This window comes from Solimonas flava DSM 18980 (genome assembly GCF_000426685.1).
In the GTDB taxonomy this organism is placed as follows: Bacteria; Pseudomonadota; Gammaproteobacteria; order Nevskiales; family Nevskiaceae; genus Solimonas; species Solimonas flava.
This window is the reverse complement of record NZ_AUFV01000021.1, coordinates 1-17,059: the sequence shown is the minus strand read 5'-3', so window position 1 is coordinate 17,059 and position 17,059 is coordinate 1. Positions and strand designations below refer to the sequence as shown.

General features: G+C 71.0%; 11 protein-coding genes. 10 read left to right on the top strand and 1 reads right to left on the bottom strand.

Annotated features, from left to right (window positions below; translation table 11 throughout):
• Positions 1–24 precede the first annotated feature (24 nt).
• Positions 25–2,205: a TonB-dependent receptor gene (locus K343_RS0117630; RefSeq protein ID WP_028009188.1), complete on the bottom strand. Its 2,181-nt coding sequence runs from the start codon at positions 2,203–2,205 to the stop codon at positions 25–27.
• Positions 2,206–2,474: 269 nt separating this feature from the next.
• On the opposite strand from K343_RS0117630, the gene K343_RS0117625 reads away from it, so the two are divergent.
• From K343_RS0117625 to K343_RS0117580, 10 genes are all read left to right on the top strand, one after another.
• Entirely contained in the window at positions 2,475–3,677 is a 1,203-nt protein-coding gene (locus K343_RS0117625) for a serine hydrolase domain-containing protein (protein WP_051278689.1), read from the top strand.
• Between the two features lie 42 nt (positions 3,678–3,719).
• Positions 3,720–4,394, top strand: coding sequence for a GntR family transcriptional regulator (locus K343_RS23680; RefSeq protein ID WP_051278688.1), 675 nt, complete (start codon positions 3,720–3,722; stop codon positions 4,392–4,394).
• A gap of 249 nt (positions 4,395–4,643) precedes the next feature.
• Positions 4,644–6,206 (top strand): carboxylesterase/lipase family protein, encoded by a 1,563-nt coding sequence (locus K343_RS22755; protein ID WP_084615974.1) that lies wholly within the window; start codon positions 4,644–4,646, stop codon positions 6,204–6,206.
• On the top strand, positions 6,203–6,793 hold the full coding sequence (locus K343_RS0117610) for a DUF1214 domain-containing protein (RefSeq protein ID WP_043113106.1): 591 nt from the start codon (positions 6,203–6,205) through the stop codon (positions 6,791–6,793). Before K343_RS22755 ends, K343_RS0117610 begins: the two co-directional genes overlap by 4 nt.
• Entirely contained in the window at positions 6,790–7,311 is a 522-nt protein-coding gene (locus K343_RS0117605) for a DUF1254 domain-containing protein (protein WP_028009185.1), read from the top strand. Before K343_RS0117610 ends, K343_RS0117605 begins: the two co-directional genes overlap by 4 nt.
• Positions 7,312–7,432: 121 nt before the next feature.
• Positions 7,433–9,937: a TonB-dependent receptor gene (locus tag K343_RS0117600; RefSeq protein WP_028009184.1), complete on the top strand. Its 2,505-nt coding sequence runs from the start codon at positions 7,433–7,435 to the stop codon at positions 9,935–9,937.
• A gap of 128 nt (positions 9,938–10,065) precedes the next feature.
• Positions 10,066–11,769: an AMP-binding protein gene (locus tag K343_RS0117595; RefSeq protein WP_051278686.1), complete on the top strand. Its 1,704-nt coding sequence runs from the start codon at positions 10,066–10,068 to the stop codon at positions 11,767–11,769.
• Positions 11,770–11,802: 33 nt separating this feature from the next.
• A complete protein-coding gene (locus tag K343_RS0117590) occupies positions 11,803–13,941 on the top strand; it encodes a 3-hydroxyacyl-CoA dehydrogenase NAD-binding domain-containing protein (protein WP_051278685.1) in 2,139 nt (712 codons plus the stop codon).
• A complete protein-coding gene (locus K343_RS0117585; RefSeq protein ID WP_028009181.1) occupies positions 13,938–15,119 on the top strand; it encodes an acetyl-CoA C-acyltransferase in 1,182 nt (393 codons plus the stop codon). The genes K343_RS0117590 and K343_RS0117585 overlap by 4 nt, the downstream gene beginning before the upstream one ends.
• Entirely contained in the window at positions 15,116–16,918 is a 1,803-nt protein-coding gene (locus K343_RS0117580) for an acyl-CoA dehydrogenase (protein ID WP_028009180.1), read from the top strand. Before K343_RS0117585 ends, K343_RS0117580 begins: the two co-directional genes overlap by 4 nt.
• The last annotated feature ends 141 nt before the right edge of the window (positions 16,919–17,059 follow it).

The following is a 17,059-nucleotide window of genomic DNA, read 5'->3' as shown; positions in this document are numbered from 1 at the left end:
GCATGCCGCCCGGGCGCCGGATCGCTAGAAATCGATCTTCAGGTTCAGCTTCCAGGTCCGCGGCGTGCTCGCGCGCGACACCGTCGGCGTGACGATCTGCGTGACGTAGAAGTAGTTGTAGAGGTTGTCGACGGTGCCGGTCAGGCTCCAGCGGCCCTGCTCGATGCCCAGGCCGAGGTCGTGCAGCAGCACGTTGTCGAGCGCGCGATTGAATACTTCGTCCTGGTAGCCGCCCCAGGCGCCGCGGAAGCCGTAGTGCAGGAAGCCGATCGTGCCGCGTACGCCGAACGGGCGCCGGTAGGTCGCCGAGGCCGCTGTCTTCCAGTGATAGACGTACGGTACCTCGGTGCCGTCGTAGGGGCCGTTGCTGTCGATCTCGCTGTGCGCCCAGCTGCCGCTCAGATCCAGGCTCAGGCGTCCGCCGCCGACGCGGAACGCGGCGGAGCCGTCGAGCTCGATGCCCCACTGCGTCGCGTCGCCGGCGTTGGACAGGTAGTTGAGGTTGGTGCCGGGCGCGGTCGCCGACGGCGCCTGGTTGACGATCAGCAGGTCGTTCGTCAGCGAGCGGAACGCGGCGAGGTTGAGCACGACGCGGCGGTCGAGGAAGCTGGTCTTGGCGCCGAGTTCGTAGGAGCTGATGGTTTCGCTGTCGTAGGGCAGGTCGAAGCGCGGCGCGGCCGGCGCGTTGTCGTCCGGCACGCTGTTGAAGCCACCGGCGCGATAGGCCGTCGCGTAGCGCGCGTACAGGTTCAGCGCTTCGTTCGGACGGTAGCTCAGCGTCGCCACCGGCGAGAGCTTGTTGAAGCTCACGTCGTCGCTCTGGCTGACCGAGGGCGAGGTCGCCGTCAGCCGCGACAGCAGGTCCTGCGCCTTGTGTTCGCGCGTGTAGCGCAGCTCGCCGGTGGCGTTGAGCTGCGACGTCAGGTCGTAACCGAGCGAGCCGAACACCGCCGCCGACCAGTTGTCGGTCTCGGTACGCGACAGGTTCGAGTTGTTGGTGACGACCTCGAAAGTGCCGTCGGTCTTCGCGTACGAGCCGCCGAGCAGCCAGGTCAGGCGCTGCGTGCCGCTCGACGCGAGCCGCACTTCCTGGCCGATGCGACGGTAGTCCTCGTCGGACACGCGCGTGAAGCCGGTGACCGGCAGATTGAAGAAGGCGTCGAGGTCGTCGCGCGTGGTGGCCGAGCGCTTGCGCAGCAGCGTCACCGCGCTGAGCTGCGCGAAGCCCAGCTCATATTCGACTTCGAGAATCGAGCTGAGCTCGTGGCGGTCGTAACGGCTCGGGTAGTCCTGGTAGGAGTGGTACGGGTTCTCGTGCGCGAGCGGGTTGAAGGTGCCGACCGCGTAGCTCGGGCCGTCGTCCTTGTAGTAGTCGTTGGTCAGCACCAGGTTCAGGCGCTCGGCGGGCCGCCACTGCGCGGCGACGCGGCCGCCGAGGAAGTTCTCCTGGTCGAGCGACTCGCCGTCGCGCGTGTTGGTGAAGAAGCCGTCCGAGCGATCGACGAAGCGGTAGCCGGCGCGCACGCCGAAGTCCGACGACACCGGCACGTTGACGATGCCGGTGTTGAGCAGATAGTCCTTGTTGCCGTAAGTCGCGTTCAGTGCCGCGCCGAGTTCCGCGAGCGGCCGCCGCGAAATCACGTTGATGGCGCCGCCGACGGCGTTCTGGCCGTACAGCGCGCCCTGCGGGCCGCGCAGCACTTCGACGCGCTCGACGTCGAACATGTCCATGTCGCTGAAGTTGCGGCCGCCGGTGTTGCCGCCGGCGATGAAGATGCCGTTGCGGTAAAGGCCGGTCGCGGTGTCGGCGTTGATGTGTCGGCCGGTGCCCTGGCCGCGCATGATGATCTCGTCGCTGTGGCTGGCGCCGAGGTCGGCGGTGGTCGCGTTCGGCACCAGCTGCACGAGTTCCTTGATGTTGTCGATGCCGCGGTCCTCGAGCGAGCCGGCGCCAAGCACCGTCGCCGCGACCGGTACATCCTGCAGGCGTTCCTCGCGCTTGCGCGCGGTGACGACGATCTCCTCGACGTGCACGGCGCCATCGGCCGTGTTGTCGACGCTGGCCGCGCCGGCGTTGCCGGCCGGCGCCGGCCCGGTCTCGGCGGGAGCCTCGGCCGGGGCTTCGGGCGGCGGCGCGGTCTGCGCCAGGGCGGGGGCGCTGCTGCCGAGCACGGCATACAGCGCCAGACGGGCGAATCTGGACATGGGTCTCTCTCCTCCACGCTTTGAGTATTTATTTTGCGGCGATATTGTGCACAATGTTTTTCATTGTCAACAAAACGCCGGAGCGCTGACAAAGTCACCCGGCGACTATCGAGGAGATGCCCATGTGCCCCCAGTCGAAGTCGTTTGCGTCGCTACGCGAGACGCCGGATCTGCGTCGCCGCGAAGCTCTGACGCTGTTGTCCGGAGCTGCACTTTCCTTCGCAATTTCGCCGGGAAATGCCTGGTCAGCGGCGGCCGACAGCAGCGCGTTGCGCCTGCGCGCGGCGCTCGACAACTGGCTCGCCGGGATTGTCGACAAGGGCTGGGTGGTCGGCGCCGCAGCGCGCGTCTTCAGGCGCGACGGGCTCGACGTCGAGGCCTCACAGGGCTGGGCGGATCGCGAAGAGAAGCGAAAAATTGAACACAATACGATCTACCGCATCTACTCGATGACCAAGCCGCTGACGGCCGTCGTCGTGATGCAGCTGGTCGAGCGCGGCAAGCTGTCGCTCGATCAGCCGATCGCCGATTTCCTGCCGGAGTTCGCCGCGCCACGCGTCTTCGTGCGTTTCGATGGCGAGACGCCGGTAACCGAGGCGGCGCAGCGTCCGATCACGGTGCGGCATCTGTTGACGCACACCTCCGGGCTCAGCCACAGCTTCAACGACGGCATCGAGCCGACCGGCGCGCTCTACAAGCGGGCCGGCCTCGTCGCCGGCCACGAGTGCGCCGACGGCACGGTCGACAGCCTCGCCGCGCTGTCGCGACGCATCGCGCAGATTCCGCTCGCGGCACAGCCCGGCACGCGCTGGATCTACGGCACGTCGCTCGACATCGCCGGTCGCGTCGCCGAGGTCGCGTCCGGCGTCGAATTCGCGCAGCTGATGCGCGAGCAACTGCTGGCGCCGCTGCGGCTGGCGGACACCACGTTCCAGCTGCAGGCCGCGCAGAAGCCGCGACTGGCCGCGCTCTACATCGCCGCGCCGGACGCCGAGACGCGCCGCGTGCCGCCCGAGCAGATTCCGTCCTGGGGCGACGAACACGTCGTGCCGACCGGCGGCATGGGCCTGTTTTCGACGCTCGCGGACTACACGCGCTTCGTGCGCATGCTGATGAACGGCGGCGAACTCGACGGCGTGCGCGTGCTCGCCGAATCCGGCGTGCGGCAGATGATGACGGACCAGCTCGGACCGTCGTTCGGCACCGAGCCGCTGTCGGGCGCGGCGCGCTTCGGCCTCGGTGGCGAAGTGAAGGGTCTGGGCTTCGGGCTCGGCGGCTCGGTGCTGCGCGACGCGGCGCTGGCCGGCGGCATCGGCTCGGCGGGGGAGTACAGCTGGGGCGGCGCGGCGAGCACGACCTTCTGGGTCAATCGCCGCGAAGGACTCGGCGCCGTGCTGATGACGCAGAAGCTGCCGTCCGGCGTGCGCCCGTTGCGCGACGAGTTCCGGCGTCTGGTCTACCGCTCGCTTTGAGCGCGCGTTAAGGTCGTGCGTCATCTCCGGGGCCCGAGGACGATGTCGACTCCGCTCGAAATGCCGCCGTCGGAACGTATTGCCGCCGAACTCGTGCAGCGCATCAATGACGGTCGCCTGCGGCCCGGCGAGCGCATCGTCGAGCAGGCGCTGGCCGACGAGTTCGGCACCAGCCGCGGGCCGGTGCGCGATGCGCTGAAGGTGCTCGCCGCGCGCAACTGGATCGACCTGCTGCCGCGCCACGGCGCGCGCGTCGCGCACCGCGAGCGCGCGCCGGCCCTGGAGACCGCGCTGATCGGCGCGGCGATGCTCGGGCTGGCCTGCCGTTTCGCCGTCACCAAGGCGCGCGACGCCGAGGTGGAAGCGTTCTTCGCGCGCGTGCGCCGTGTCGTGCAGCTCGGCCGCGACGAGGCGGCGAGCGCCGAGGCTTTTGCCGCGGCCGCGCGCGAGGCGGGCTACTACGTCATCGCGCTGGCCGATAACCGCTGTATCGACGACATCATCGGCCCGGTGCCGCGCGGCGCACTGTCGGGCTATGCCGCGCCGGCGGTGGCGAGTGTCGAGGCGCGGCTCGAAGCGGCGCAGCGCTGGGAGGCGCTGGCGGTCGCGTTCCGCCTGCGCGATCCGGTGCGCGCCGAAGCGGCCGGCCGCGCCATCGTCGAGGCCGCGCTGCAGCGCATGCTGCTCGCGCAATTGCAGGCCGCCGGCGGCGCCTGACGCAGATTTTGCCGGTGGCCTGCCGCGATCCGCTGCGGGGCCGGGCGTCGCCGCCGTCCGCCCCGGTGCGCGCGTCGCGGGCCATTCCTGAAAATTGTGCTCAATAATCAAGACTCCGGTAAGCGCTCTGACCGGGCCGCAGGGAATATCAATATGAAAGTTTGACTTCCGTGCAGTGCGCTGATAAAAATTGTGCACAATAAACGCGAAGGCCCATGGAGGCCGACGCATCTGCAGGAGGAGAACGGCATGCGGCGAACGGCAGTCGGCATCGGCGGGTGGATGGTCTGGGCGGCGGCTTGCGCCTGGGCGACGGTGGCCGGCGCGGCCGAACCCTCGGTGCGTCTCGACAGCGGCGTCGTGCAGGGCGTCGCCGACGGCGATGTGGCGGTGTTCCGCGGCATTCCGTACGCGCAGCCGCCGCTCGGCGCGCTGCGCTGGCAGCCGCCGCAGCCGGTCGAACCGTGGACCGCGCCGCGTGCGGCGCGCGCGTTCGGTCCGGCCTGTCCGCAGCCGCCGCGCGGCAAGGGCGGGCAGCGCGGCGACGGTCTCGGTGGTGCGCCGGAGCGGCAGTCCGAGGACTGCCTCAGCGTCAACGTCTGGAGTCCTTCGCTCGCCGGCAAGGCGCCGGTGATGGTCTGGATCCATGGCGGCGCGCATCGTTACGGCGCCGCCTCGCAGCCGTTCTATGACGGCGCCGCGCTGGCGCGGCAGGGCGTGGTGCTCGTCAGCCTCAACTACCGGCTCGGCCTGTTCGGCTACTTCGCGCATCCGGCGCTGACGGCGGAAGCCGGTGCCGAGCGCGCGTTCGGCAACTACGGCCTGCTCGACCAGCTCGCGGCGCTGCGCTGGGTGCAGCGCAATATCGCGCAATTCGGCGGCGATCCGGCGCGCGTCACGGTGTTCGGCGAGTCCGCCGGCGGCGCGAGCATTCTCTATCTGCTGACGACGCCGGCCGCGAGCGGCCTGTTCGCGCAGGCGATCGTCGAATCCGGCGGCGGCTGGCAGCGCTCGCTGTCGCTGGCCGACAAGGAAGCCGAGGGCGTGCGCGCCGCGAGCGCGGCCGGCCTCGACGGCGCCAAGGCCAGTGCCGCCGAGCTGCGCGCGCTGCCGGTCGAGGCGCTGAACCGTGCGATCTCGGTGGCGCCGGTGCTGACCTTCGGCCCGTTCGTCGACGGGCGCACGGTGACGGCGTCGCCGGCGCGGCGCTTTGCCGCCGGCCAGGCCCTCGACGTACCGCTGATCATCGGCAGCAACAGCTACGAAGCCTCGCTGCTCGACACGGTCGGCGTGCCGCCGGCGACGCTGCTGCAGCGCCTGTCGGCGGAGGACCTCAAGGCCCTGCGCGCGGTCTATCCGGAACTGGCCGGCGACGACGATGCGCTGGCGCGCGCCTATTTCGCCGACGCCTCCTTCGCGGCGCCCGCGCGCTGGATTGCGGCGCACGCGCATGACGGCGCGCCGTCCTGGCTGTACCGCTTCTCGTACACGCTGCGCCCCGGCGCCCCGGGCGCCAGTCATGGCGCCGAGATTCCGTACGTGTTCAAGACGCTCGGCGTGCTGCCGGCGCTGCGTCTGTTCCTGCGCGACCGCGATCGCGCGATGAGCGACACGATCAGCGCCTGCTGGGTGGCGTTCGCGCGCAGCGGCGTACCGGCCTGCGCGGGCGCGCCGGCCTGGCCGGCCTATCAGCCGAAGACCGATACCTTGCTGGAGTTCGGCGCGCCGAGCGCGCTGCGCGAGCGCTTCCGCGCGGCGGCGCTGGACTTCCAGCAACAACGATTCGAACAGGAAACAGGAGGTGCACGATGAGATCTGCGTTTGCGGTATTCGCTGCCGTGCTGGTCGGCATCGCCGCCGGCTTCGGCTCGGCCTGGCTGGTGCTCGACAACGGCCAGCTGCTCAGCCGCACCGAGTACGACTACTGGTTCGGCAATGAGAAGGCCGGCTCGACCGCGGCCGATCCGTACACGCGCGGCATCATCGCCAAGATCGGTCTGCTCGCGCTGAACCGTTCGGAGACGATCTACTTCCACCGCTACAAGGATCAGGACGGCCGTCAGCTGCGCGAAGGCTGTGTCTACGAGATGAGCGGCGGCAACCTGCCGGCGCGCTGGTGGTCGATCACGGCCTACGCCGGCGACGACTTTCTGCCGGTCAACGGCGACGGCGCCTACTCGGTCGACGCCACGCAGCTGCAGCGTGATGCCGACGGCCGCTGGCGCGTGCGCATCGCCGCCACGCGCGGCGACGCGGCCAACTGGATCTCCACGCGCCACGCCGGCTCGTTCAATCTCGCCTTGCGCATGTACAACCCGGATGCGGGTGCGCGCGACGACGTCTCGACGATTCCGTATCCGACGATTACCCGCCTGAACTGCTCGGAGGGCCACGCATGAAGCGCCTGATCAAGTACGCGGTCCTCGCGTTCGCCGTCGCCGTGGTGACGCACCTGGCGACGGTGCTGGCCGCACCCTATGTGCTGATGGACGTGGCGATGGCCCGCGTCAGCAAGGCCGACGGCATCAACCACTGGACGCATCCGCCGCGCACCACCGAAACCTCGCGCAAGGTCGTGCGGCCGTCGCCGGACCTGGCCTATTCGGCCTGCGTCTACGACCTCGACGGCGGCCCGGTCCATGTCACCGCTTCGGCCTGGGACGACTACATGTCGGTGTCGGTGTTTGCGCACAACAGCGACAACATCTTCGTCATCAACGACCGCCAGGCGCCGCAGGGCGTCGACATGATCATCGTGCGCAAGGGCGAGCCGCATCCGCCCGGCGCGGCGCTGGTCGTCGAATCGCCGAGCCGACGCGGCATCGTCCTGCAGCGGCGCGTGGCGCCGACCCAGGAACGCTGGGAGGCGGCCAATGCCGCGCGCCGGCACGACATCTGTGAACAGCTGAAATCCTGAGCGCGGCCGTTCGCTCCCCGGTGCCGCCATCGGCGGCGCCGCGGGCGGACTGCGGCCCGCGACGGCCGGACGCATGCACATCACCCAGTTGCACAAGACAAGAATCATTCGAGGAGAACCCATGAAGAACTGGCTGCGAATCGGAGGCGGCGCGATGGCCGGCCTGCTGTGCAGTTTCCCGGTGCTGGCGCAGGAGGCCGATCCGGCCGCCGCGCAAACCGCGGCGGCGGACCAGCCGCAGCCGGCGACGGTGGCGAGCGCCGGCGACGACGACGCGAACAGCATGGCCGAGGTCATCGTCACCGCGCGCAAGCGCGAGGAACGCCTGCGCGACGTGCCGCTGGCGGCGAGCGCGATCACCGAGGCGATGCGCGAGTCGCTGGCGCTCGACAACATGGACGACTACTTGCGTCAGGTGCCCGGTACGACACTGGTGACGTCCGGCCCCGAATACCTCAACGACGTTTCGATCCGCGGCCAGGGCAGCGGCCGCCTCGGTTTCTCCGAGACCGCGACCGGCATCTATCGCGACGGCATGTACGCCGCCGGCGGCGGTTACGGCGGCCGCTCGCTGAGCCGCATGGACCTGTTCGATCTCGATCGCATGGAAGTGCTGCGCGGCCCGCAGGGCGCGCTGTTCGGCCGCAACTCGGTCGGCGGCGCGATCAACGTCGTCTCCAAGCGGCCGGAAGCCGAATCCGGCGGCCAGCTCACCGTGCGCGCCGCCAGCCGCGAGCGCCGCGACGTCGAGGCGGTGGTCAACGCGCCGCTCAGCGACAGTGTCGGCCTGCGCGTCGGCGCCCTCGTCAACGATCAGAACGACGGCTACGTCATCAACGACACCACCGGCCACGCCATCGACGACCAGCGCTACACCGGCCTGCGCACGCAGCTCGACTACACGCCGGTCGAGGCGCTGCGCCTCGGCGCCATGTACGAGTACTACAAGTCCGACGGCCCGGCGTTCTCCAATCTCGGCCAGCGGCCGCTGCGTGTCGACGGCACGCCGCTCGACACCGACCGCGATCACCGCGCCGAACTGAGCCGCGAAGGCCGCACGAAGGTCGATCAGAACTACGGCCTGCTCAGTGCCGACTACTCGCTGCCGTGGGCGGCGCTGGCGGTCAAGCTCAGCCATGCGGTCCGCGACGGCGGCCGCCACAACGAGGACAACGCCCACTATGCCGGCCAGTCCGGCATCGACGTGACGCCGGGCGCCGACACCCCCGGGCCTGACTACACGGTCGCCCAGGACGAAACCTATCGCCGCACCGGCCTGCAGGCCTTCCTGTCGTCGACCGGCGACGGGCCGTGGAGCTGGCTCGGCGGCATCGAGGGCCTGTGGTCGCGCAGCGACGTGGCCAACGGCCCGAACCTGTGCCCGGACTACACCGGCACCGCGCACGCGGCGACGCCGGGCTGCTATCCGGGCCTCGCCGGCACGCTGAGCGCGACCGGCGCGCAGGTGCGTTCGGCGGTACGCCTCGGCCTCAACCATGACGACTTCGCCGAGGACCTCAACTCCTACTCGCTGTACGGCTCGCTCGACCGCAAGCTGACCGAAAAGCTCAAGCTCGGCCTCGAACTGCGCGTGCAGCGCGACAGCAAGGAATTCAACTTCGCTCGTTACGCCGACGATCCGCTGGTCTACTTCGGCGGCGGCACGCCGCCGGCCGGCATGATGGCGCCGATCAGCATCGATCCGGACGGCGCCGCCGGTCCGCGCACCGCCGCACCGGTGCAGTTCTGCCCGCCGACGATCGATCCCGCGCAGTGCCCGGCCGGCTACGAGGCCGTGCACCTGAAGCAGTCGCGCGACTGGACCTTCTGGACCCCGGCGGCGACGCTCCACTACAGCTTCACGCCGAAGCAGGCGGTCTATGTGCGCTTCGCGACCGGCTACCGTCCGGGCGGCTTCAACACGCAGCCGCCGCCGACCACGGTGCGCGACGATCTGCAGGCGATGCTGGTCTACAAGCCGGAGAAGGCGAACTCCTACGAGCTCGGCTGGAAGGGCAGCCTGTTCGGCGGCATCGAGGGCGAGGCGGCGGTGTTCTACACCGACACGCGCGACGTGCAGGTGGTCACCGTGCCGTCGACCACGTCGCGCAGCTTCGTGCTGCAGACCGCCGGCGACGCCTACGTTTACGGTGCCGAACTCGAGCTGCGCAAGAACCTGCGCCTCGGCCCCGGCCGCCTGATGAGCTCGCTGGCGGTGTCGACGCAGGATGGCGAGTTCCGCGACGGCGCCACCGCGCTGCTCGACACCAACGGCGACGGCACGCCCGATCAGGCCGATCTCGGCGGCAAGCAGGTGCCGCGTCTGCGCGACTACCAGCTGACCGTCAATCTCGCCTACACGGCGCCGCTCAGCGAGCGTCTGACCGGCATCGCCGGACTCAGCTTCCAGGCCGCCAACGGCGGTTACGAGACGCCGGAGAATACCGCCCGCTACGAAGGCTACACGCTGCTCGACGCGCGCCTCGGCGTGCAGGGCGAGCGCTGGAAGCTGTCGGCCTTCGGCCGCAACCTCGGCAACCAGCGCTACGTGCTCGACATCGTCGGCGCCGACTACTTCTGGAACGAACCGCGCAGCTTCGGCGTGGAGCTGACCGTGAACTACTGACCGTGACGCCCGCCGCCGGCACCCGATGCCGGCGGCGGCTCTCCTCTCGCCCTGTCCTTTTTCTGCGTGCGCCGCCGGCGCGCGAAGGAGCCGTCTTGCCCACGCTCGCCTGTCCCGGAAAACCGATCATGCTGCCGCCGCGCGCCGAGCTGCGCGCCGACGGCGAGGCGATCCTGCGCCTGCGCCATCCCGAGCCGCTGCAGGCCGCCGACGACAATCTGGTGGCGCTGCTCGAGCGTTGCTGCGCGCGTTACGCGGCGCGCCGCTTCCTGTCCGAGCGCGACGGCGAGGGCTGGCGCAGCCTGAGCTTCGCGGCCTTCGCGACCGCGGTCGAGCAGGCGGCGGCGGTGCTCGCCGCCGAGGGCATCGCGGCCGGCAGCCGCGTCGGCATCCTGGCGCCGAACGGCATCGCCCACGCCGTCGCCAGCTTCGCCGTGCTGGCGCTCGGCGCGGTCGCCGTGCCGCTGTCGCCGGCCTATCTCGCGCATCCGCGCGGCGCGGCGCTGCTCGGCCAGCTGGCGCGCAGCGCCGGCGTCGAGGTCCTGCTGCACGACGAGGCGCTGCCGGTCTGGGACGACGCGCCGCGCCGCGTCGGGCTCGGCGCGCTGATGCGCCGGCTCGGCGGCGGCGACGCGGTGCCGACGCTGCGCGAGCGCGCCGCCACGATCGCCTCGCGGCAGCCGGCGAAGATCTTCTTCACCTCGGGTTCGACCGGCACGCCGAAAGCCGTGGTCAACACGCACGGCGCGCTCGCCGCGGCGGCGGCGATGCTCGATCAGGTCGGGCCGCGGCTGCCCGACGACGAGTCGCCGGTCGTGCTCGACTGGCTGCCGTGGACGCACGCCTTCGGCGGCAACGCCAATCTGCACTGGGCGCTGCTGCGCGGCGCCAGCTTTCACATTGACGCCGGCGCGCCGGTCGCCGGCCGCTTCGAGCAGACGCTGCGCAATCTCGCCGACGTCTGCCCGACCAGCTTCACGACGGTGCCGACCGGCTACCCGCTGCTGCTCGACGCGCTCGAACGCGACGCGGCGCTGGCGGCGCGCTTCTTCAGCCGCCTGCGCGTCTGCAGCTTCGGCGGCGCGGCGCTGAGCGCGGCGGTGATCGAGCGCTTCCAGGCGCTGTCGCTGCGCGTGCGCGGCACGCGCATGCCGTTCGGCGGCGGCTACGGCATGACCGAGACCTGCGGCGTGATCGCGCTGGTCTGGTGGGATACCGAGCGCGGCGACCTGCTCGGCCTGCCGCTGCCCGGCATCGAACTCAAGCTGGTGCGCGGCGACGGCGGCCGCTGGGAGTGCCGCGTGCGTGGCGCCAACGTGTTCGACGGCTATCTCGGCGGCGACGACGGCGCGGCATTCGACGACGAAGGTTTCTTCGTCACCGGCGACGCCGTCGAGCTCGCCGACCGCGAACGCCCCGAGCAGGGCCTGATCTACGCCGGCCGCCTGCGCGAGGACTTCAAGCTCGCCAACGGCAGCTGGGTGCGCGTCGGGCCGCTGCGCGCGGCGCTGCTCGATCACCTGCGGCCGCTGGCCGCCGATCTGGTCGTGCTCGGCGAGAACCGCGACGAGCCGGCGGCGCTGGTCTGGCTTGCCGAGCCGGGCGTCGCGCACGAGGCCGCGCAGGCGCAGTTGCTTGCCGCCTGCCGCGACTTCAACCGTGCCCGCCGCGGCGCGACCGAGCGCATCGGTCGCGTGCTCGTCGCCGCGCGGCCGCCGGACGCGGCGGCCGGCGAGCTCACTGCCAAGGGCACGCTCAACGCGCGCCGTATCGCCGAGCAGCGCGGCGACGAGCTCGCGCGCCTCTACACCGATCCCGCCTTCCGCGTCTGACGACGCTTTCTTCCACGACGGATTTCTTCACCCATGTCACACGCCGCTTCCACTGCCCTCGTGTCGTATCGCCGGCTCGGCGATATCGGCTTCATCGACATCGACAGCCCGCCGGTCAACGCCCTGTCGGCGGCCGTGCGCGCGGGCCTTGCCGCGGCGCTCGACGCCGCCGAGGCCGACCCCGGCGTGCGCGCGCTGCTGCTGCGCTGCCGCGGCCGCACCTTCCTCGCCGGCGCCGACATCGCCGAGTTCGGCGGCGAGATTCCCGGCCCGCAGCTGCCGGGTCTGGTCGACCGCATCGAGGCGTTTCCGCACCCGGTGATCGCCGCGCTGCACGGCACCGCGCTCGGCGGCGGCCTCGAAGTGGCGATGGGTTGCCACTACCGTATCGCCGCGCCGGGCACCCGGCTCGGCCTGCCCGAGGTGCGCCTCGGCCTGATTCCGGGCGCCGGCGGCACGCAGCGCCTGCCGCGCCTGGTCGGGCTCGGCGTGGCGATGGACATGATCGGCTCGGGCCGGCCGGTCGACGCGGCGCGCGCGCTGGCGATCGGCCTCGTCGACCGTCTCGCCGACGGCGAGCTCGACGCCGCGGCGCTGGCCTACGCCGAAGAACTGGTGGCGGCCGGCGCGCCGCCGCGGCGTACCGGCGAGCGCAGCGTCGACATGGGCGGCTTCGGCGCCGCCGATTTCGAACGCGGCCGCGCCGAGGCGCGGCGCAGCGCACGCGGCCAGCTGGCGCCGCTCGCCTGCATCGACGCCCTGGAGGCGGCGTGCACGCTGCCGCTCGCCGACGGCCTGCGCCGCGAGAACGCGCTGTTCATCGACTGCTACCGCTCGCCGCAGGCACAGGCGCTGTGGCATGTGTTCTTCGCCGAGCGTGCCGCCGGCGTGGTGCCGGGCATCGACGCGGCGACGCCGGAACTGCCGATCGCGCGCGCCGCGGTGATCGGCGCCGGCACGATGGGCGCCGGCATCGCCGTCTGCCTCGCCGACGCCGGCCTGCCGGTGCGCCTGCTCGACGGCTCGCCGCAGGCGCTGGCGCGCGGTCTGAAGACGATCGAGTCGGTCTACCGCGGCGCGCTCGTCAAGGGCCGCATCGACGAGGCGACGCTGCAGCGCCGTCTGGCGCAGATCCAGCCGACCGAGCGCTACGAGGATCTCGCCGACGCCGATCTGGTCGTCGAGGCGGTGTTCGAGTCGATGGACGTCAAGCGCGGCGTGTTTGCCGAACTCGACCGCGTCTGCCGCCAGGACGCGATTCTGGCGACCAATACCTCGACGCTCGACGTCGACGTGCTGGCCGCCTCGACGATCAATCCGCTGCGCGTGCTCGGTCTGCATTTCTTCAGCCCGGCGAATGTCATGCGCCTGCTCGAGATCGTGCGCGGCGCGGCGACCGCACCGGCGGTGCTGAAGACGGCGCTGAAGCTGTCGAAGCGGCTCGGCAAGCTCGGCATCGTCTCCGGCGTCTGCTACGGCTTCATCGGCAACCGCATGGTCGACGGCTATCTGCGCGAGGCCGGCGCGCTGCTGCTCGAAGGCGCGACGCCGGAGGCGGTGGACCGCGCGATGACCGATTTCGGCCTGGCGATGGGCCCGTTCGCGATGCAGGACCTCGCCGGGATCGACGTCGGCTGGCGCGTGCGCCAGGAATATCCGCCGGCGCCCGGCCTCGAAGCCTGCTACGTGATTGCCGACCGCCTCTACGCGCTCGGCCGCTACGGCCAGAAGAGCGGCGCCGGCTACTACCGCTACGGCGAGGACCGTCGCCGCCCGCAGCCCGATGCGGAGGTCGAGGCGCTGATCGTGGAAGAGGCGCAGCGGCTCGGCATCGCGCGCCGCGCGCTGGGCGCCGACGAAATCGTCGAGCGCCTGGTGCTGCCGCTGATCAACGAAGGCGCGCGCATCCTCGAGGAAGGCATCGCGCTGCGTTCGAGCGATATCGACCTGGTCTGGATCAACGGCTACGGCTTCCCGGCCTGGCGCGGCGGTCCGATGTTCTACGCCGACCGCCTCGGCCTGGCCCAGGTCGTCGAGCGGCTCGCGCACTACGCCGGGCGCTTCGGCCCGCAGTGGACGCCGGCGCCGCTGCTGCGCGAGCTGGCGGCGGCCGGCCGCAGGCTCGATTCCTACACCCCATCCCCCCGTTCTTCGCAGAAGGATCATTCATGAAGGAAGCAGTCATCGTGTCGACGGCGCGCACGCCGATCGGCCGCGCCTATCGCGGCGCCTACAACGATACCCAGGGCACGGCGCTGGCCGCGCACGCTATCCGCCACGCCGTCGCGCGCGCCGCGCTGGCGCCGGACGAGGTCGAGGACGTGATGCTCGGCTGCGCGCTGCAGCAGGGCGCGACCGGCTTCAACATCGCACGTCAGGCGGCGCTGCGCGCCGGGCTCGGCGTCGGCTGCGCCGGCACCACGCTCGACCGCCAGTGCGGCTCGGGCTTGCAGGCCATCGCGCTCGCCGCGCAGCGCATCATCGTCGACGGCGTGCCGGTCTGCGTCGCCGGCGGCGTCGAGTCGATCAGCCTCGTGCAGAACGAGCACCAGAACCACTACCGCGAGCACGACGAGGTGCTGGCGCGCGAATTCCCCGGCCTGTACCTGCCGATGCTCGACACCGCCGAAGTGGTCGCGCGCCGCTACGGCATCGACCGCGAGACGCAGGACGCCTACGCGCTGCAGAGCCAGCGCCGCACCGCCGAAGCGCAGGCGCAGGGCCGCTTCGACGCCGAGATCGTGCCGCTCGAAACGCGCACGCTGGTCAAGGGCGCCGACGGCGCGCCGCAAGCGCGCACGACCTGTCTCACGCGCGACGAAGGCAATCGTCCGGAGACGACGGCGCAGGGTCTGGCCGCGCTCAAGCCGGTGCGCGAGGGCGGCAGCGTCACCGCCGGCAACGCCAGCCAGCTGTCCGACGGCGCCAGCGCCTGCGTGCTGATGGAGCGCGCCGACGCCGAACGCCGCGGCCTGACGCCGCTCGGCGTCTTCCGCGGCCTGGCGGTCGCCGGCTGCGAGCCGGACGAGATGGGCATCGGCCCGGTCTACGCGATCCCGCGCCTGCTGCAGCGTCACGGGCTGAAGGTCGACGACATCGGCCTGTGGGAGATCAACGAGGCCTTCGCCGTGCAGGTCGTCTACTGCCGCGGCCGACTCGGCATTGCCGACGAGCGCCTCAACGTCAGCGGCGGCGCGATCGCGATCGGCCATCCGTACGGCATGAGCGGCGCGCGCATGACGGGTCATGCGCTGATCGAGGGCCGCCGGCGTGGCGTGCGCTACGTCGTCGTCAGCATGTGCATCGGTGGCGGCATGGGTGCCGCCGGACTCTTCGAGGTGATGAAATGACGCAGGAAAAAAGCCCGGGCGAGCTGCTGATCGATCGCCGCGATCTCGACTTCCAGCTGTACCAGATGCTCGGCCTGGAGGCGTTGCTGCAGGCGCCGCGCTACGCCGGCGTCGGCCGCGACACGGTCGACAGCATCATCGACACCGCCTATCGCCTGGCGCAGGACAAGTTCGCGCCGAGCGCCGGCAAGCTCGATGCCAACGAGCCGCACTTCGACGGCGAGCGCGTGCACGTGATCCCCGAAGTCGCCGAGGCGCTGCGCGCCTACATCGACGCCGGCTTCATGGGCCTGAGCTTCGATCACGAGGACGGCGGCCTGCAGCTGCCGTTCACGATCGCGACCGCGGTCAGCATGGTGTTCTGCGCCGCCAACCAGGCCATCAACGGCTACGGGTTCCTGACGATTGCCGCGGCGCATCTGCTGGCCACGCACGGCAGCGCCGAGCAGAAGCAGCGCTTCATGCAGCCGATGGTCGAAGGCCGCTACTTCGGCACGATGTGCCTGTCCGAGCCGCACGCCGGCTCCTCGCTCGCCGACATCCGCACGCGCGCGGTGCCGGCCGCCGACGGCAGCTACTGCATCAAGGGCACCAAGATGTGGATCTCCGGCGGCGATCACGAGCTGTCGGACAACATCGTGCACCTGGTCCTCGCCAAGATTCCCGGCGGTCCGGCCGGCGTGAAGGGCATTTCGCTGTTCATCGTGCCCAAGCACCGCATCGAGGCCGACGGCACGCGCGGCGCGCGCAACGACGTGCGCCTGGTCGGCCTCAATCACAAGATGGGCCAGCGCGGCCTGACCAACTGCCTGCTCAACTTCGGCGAGCACGACGACTGCGTCGGCTACCTCGTCGGCGAGCCGCACACCGGTCTGGCGCTGATGTTCCACATGATGAACGAGGCGCGCATCGGCGTCGGTTCCGGCGCCACCAGCGCCGGCTACACCGGCTACCTGAATGCGCTGCAGTACGCGCGCAACCGTCCGCAGGGCCGGCGCCCGGACTGCCGCGATCCGTCGACACCGCCGGTGCCGATCATCGAGCACGCCGACGTGCGCCGCATGCTGCTGCAGCAGAAGGCCTACGTCGAAGGCTGCCTGACGCTGTCGCTCGAATGCGCGATGCTGGTCGACCGCCAGCGCGTCGAAGAGGACCCGCGCGCGCGTCGCGAGATCGACCTGCTGCTGGAAATGCTGACGCCGATCGCCAAGACCTTTCCGTCGGAATACTGCCTGGAGGCCAACAAGCTGGCGATCCAGGTACTCGGCGGCGCCGGCTACACGCGCGATTTCCCGGTCGAGCGCCTGTATCGCGACAACCGCCTCAACCCGATCCACGAAGGCACGACCGGCATCCAGGGCCTCGATCTGCTCGGTCGCAAGGTGCGCATGCACGACGGCGAGGGCCTGCGCCTGCTGCTGTCGCGGATCGAAGCGGCGATCGCCGAGGCGGCGACGGTGCCGCGGCTGCGTGAGGAAGCCGAGGCGCTGACGCGCGCGCTCGACGCGTTCCGCCGCACGACCGGCGAGCTCACCGCGGCGCTCGCCGCAGGGCGCGTGCTGCCGGCGCTGGCCAACGCCACGCTTTACCTCGATGCGATGGGCCTGCTCGTGCTCGGCTGGATCTGGCTGCGCCAGGCGCTGGTCGCCGCGGCGCTGCCGGAGTCGGCGTTCACGCGCGGCAAGCTGCGCGCGTGTCGCTACTTCTTCCGCTACGACGTGCCGCGCATCGTGCCGCTGTGCGCGATGTTGTCCTCGTTCGACGACACCTGCCTGAATGCGGTCGACGACGAGTTCTGAGCCCGTGGCCGCGGGCCGGGAGCGTCGCGCCACCGGCGCGGCGTTCCCGGCGCAGCGCATGCAGTCAGCGCGGAGGGATGCGCATGGAATTCGGTAACACGCAGGGCGCCGGCAACCGCCGCCTGATCGGCATCGGCGGGG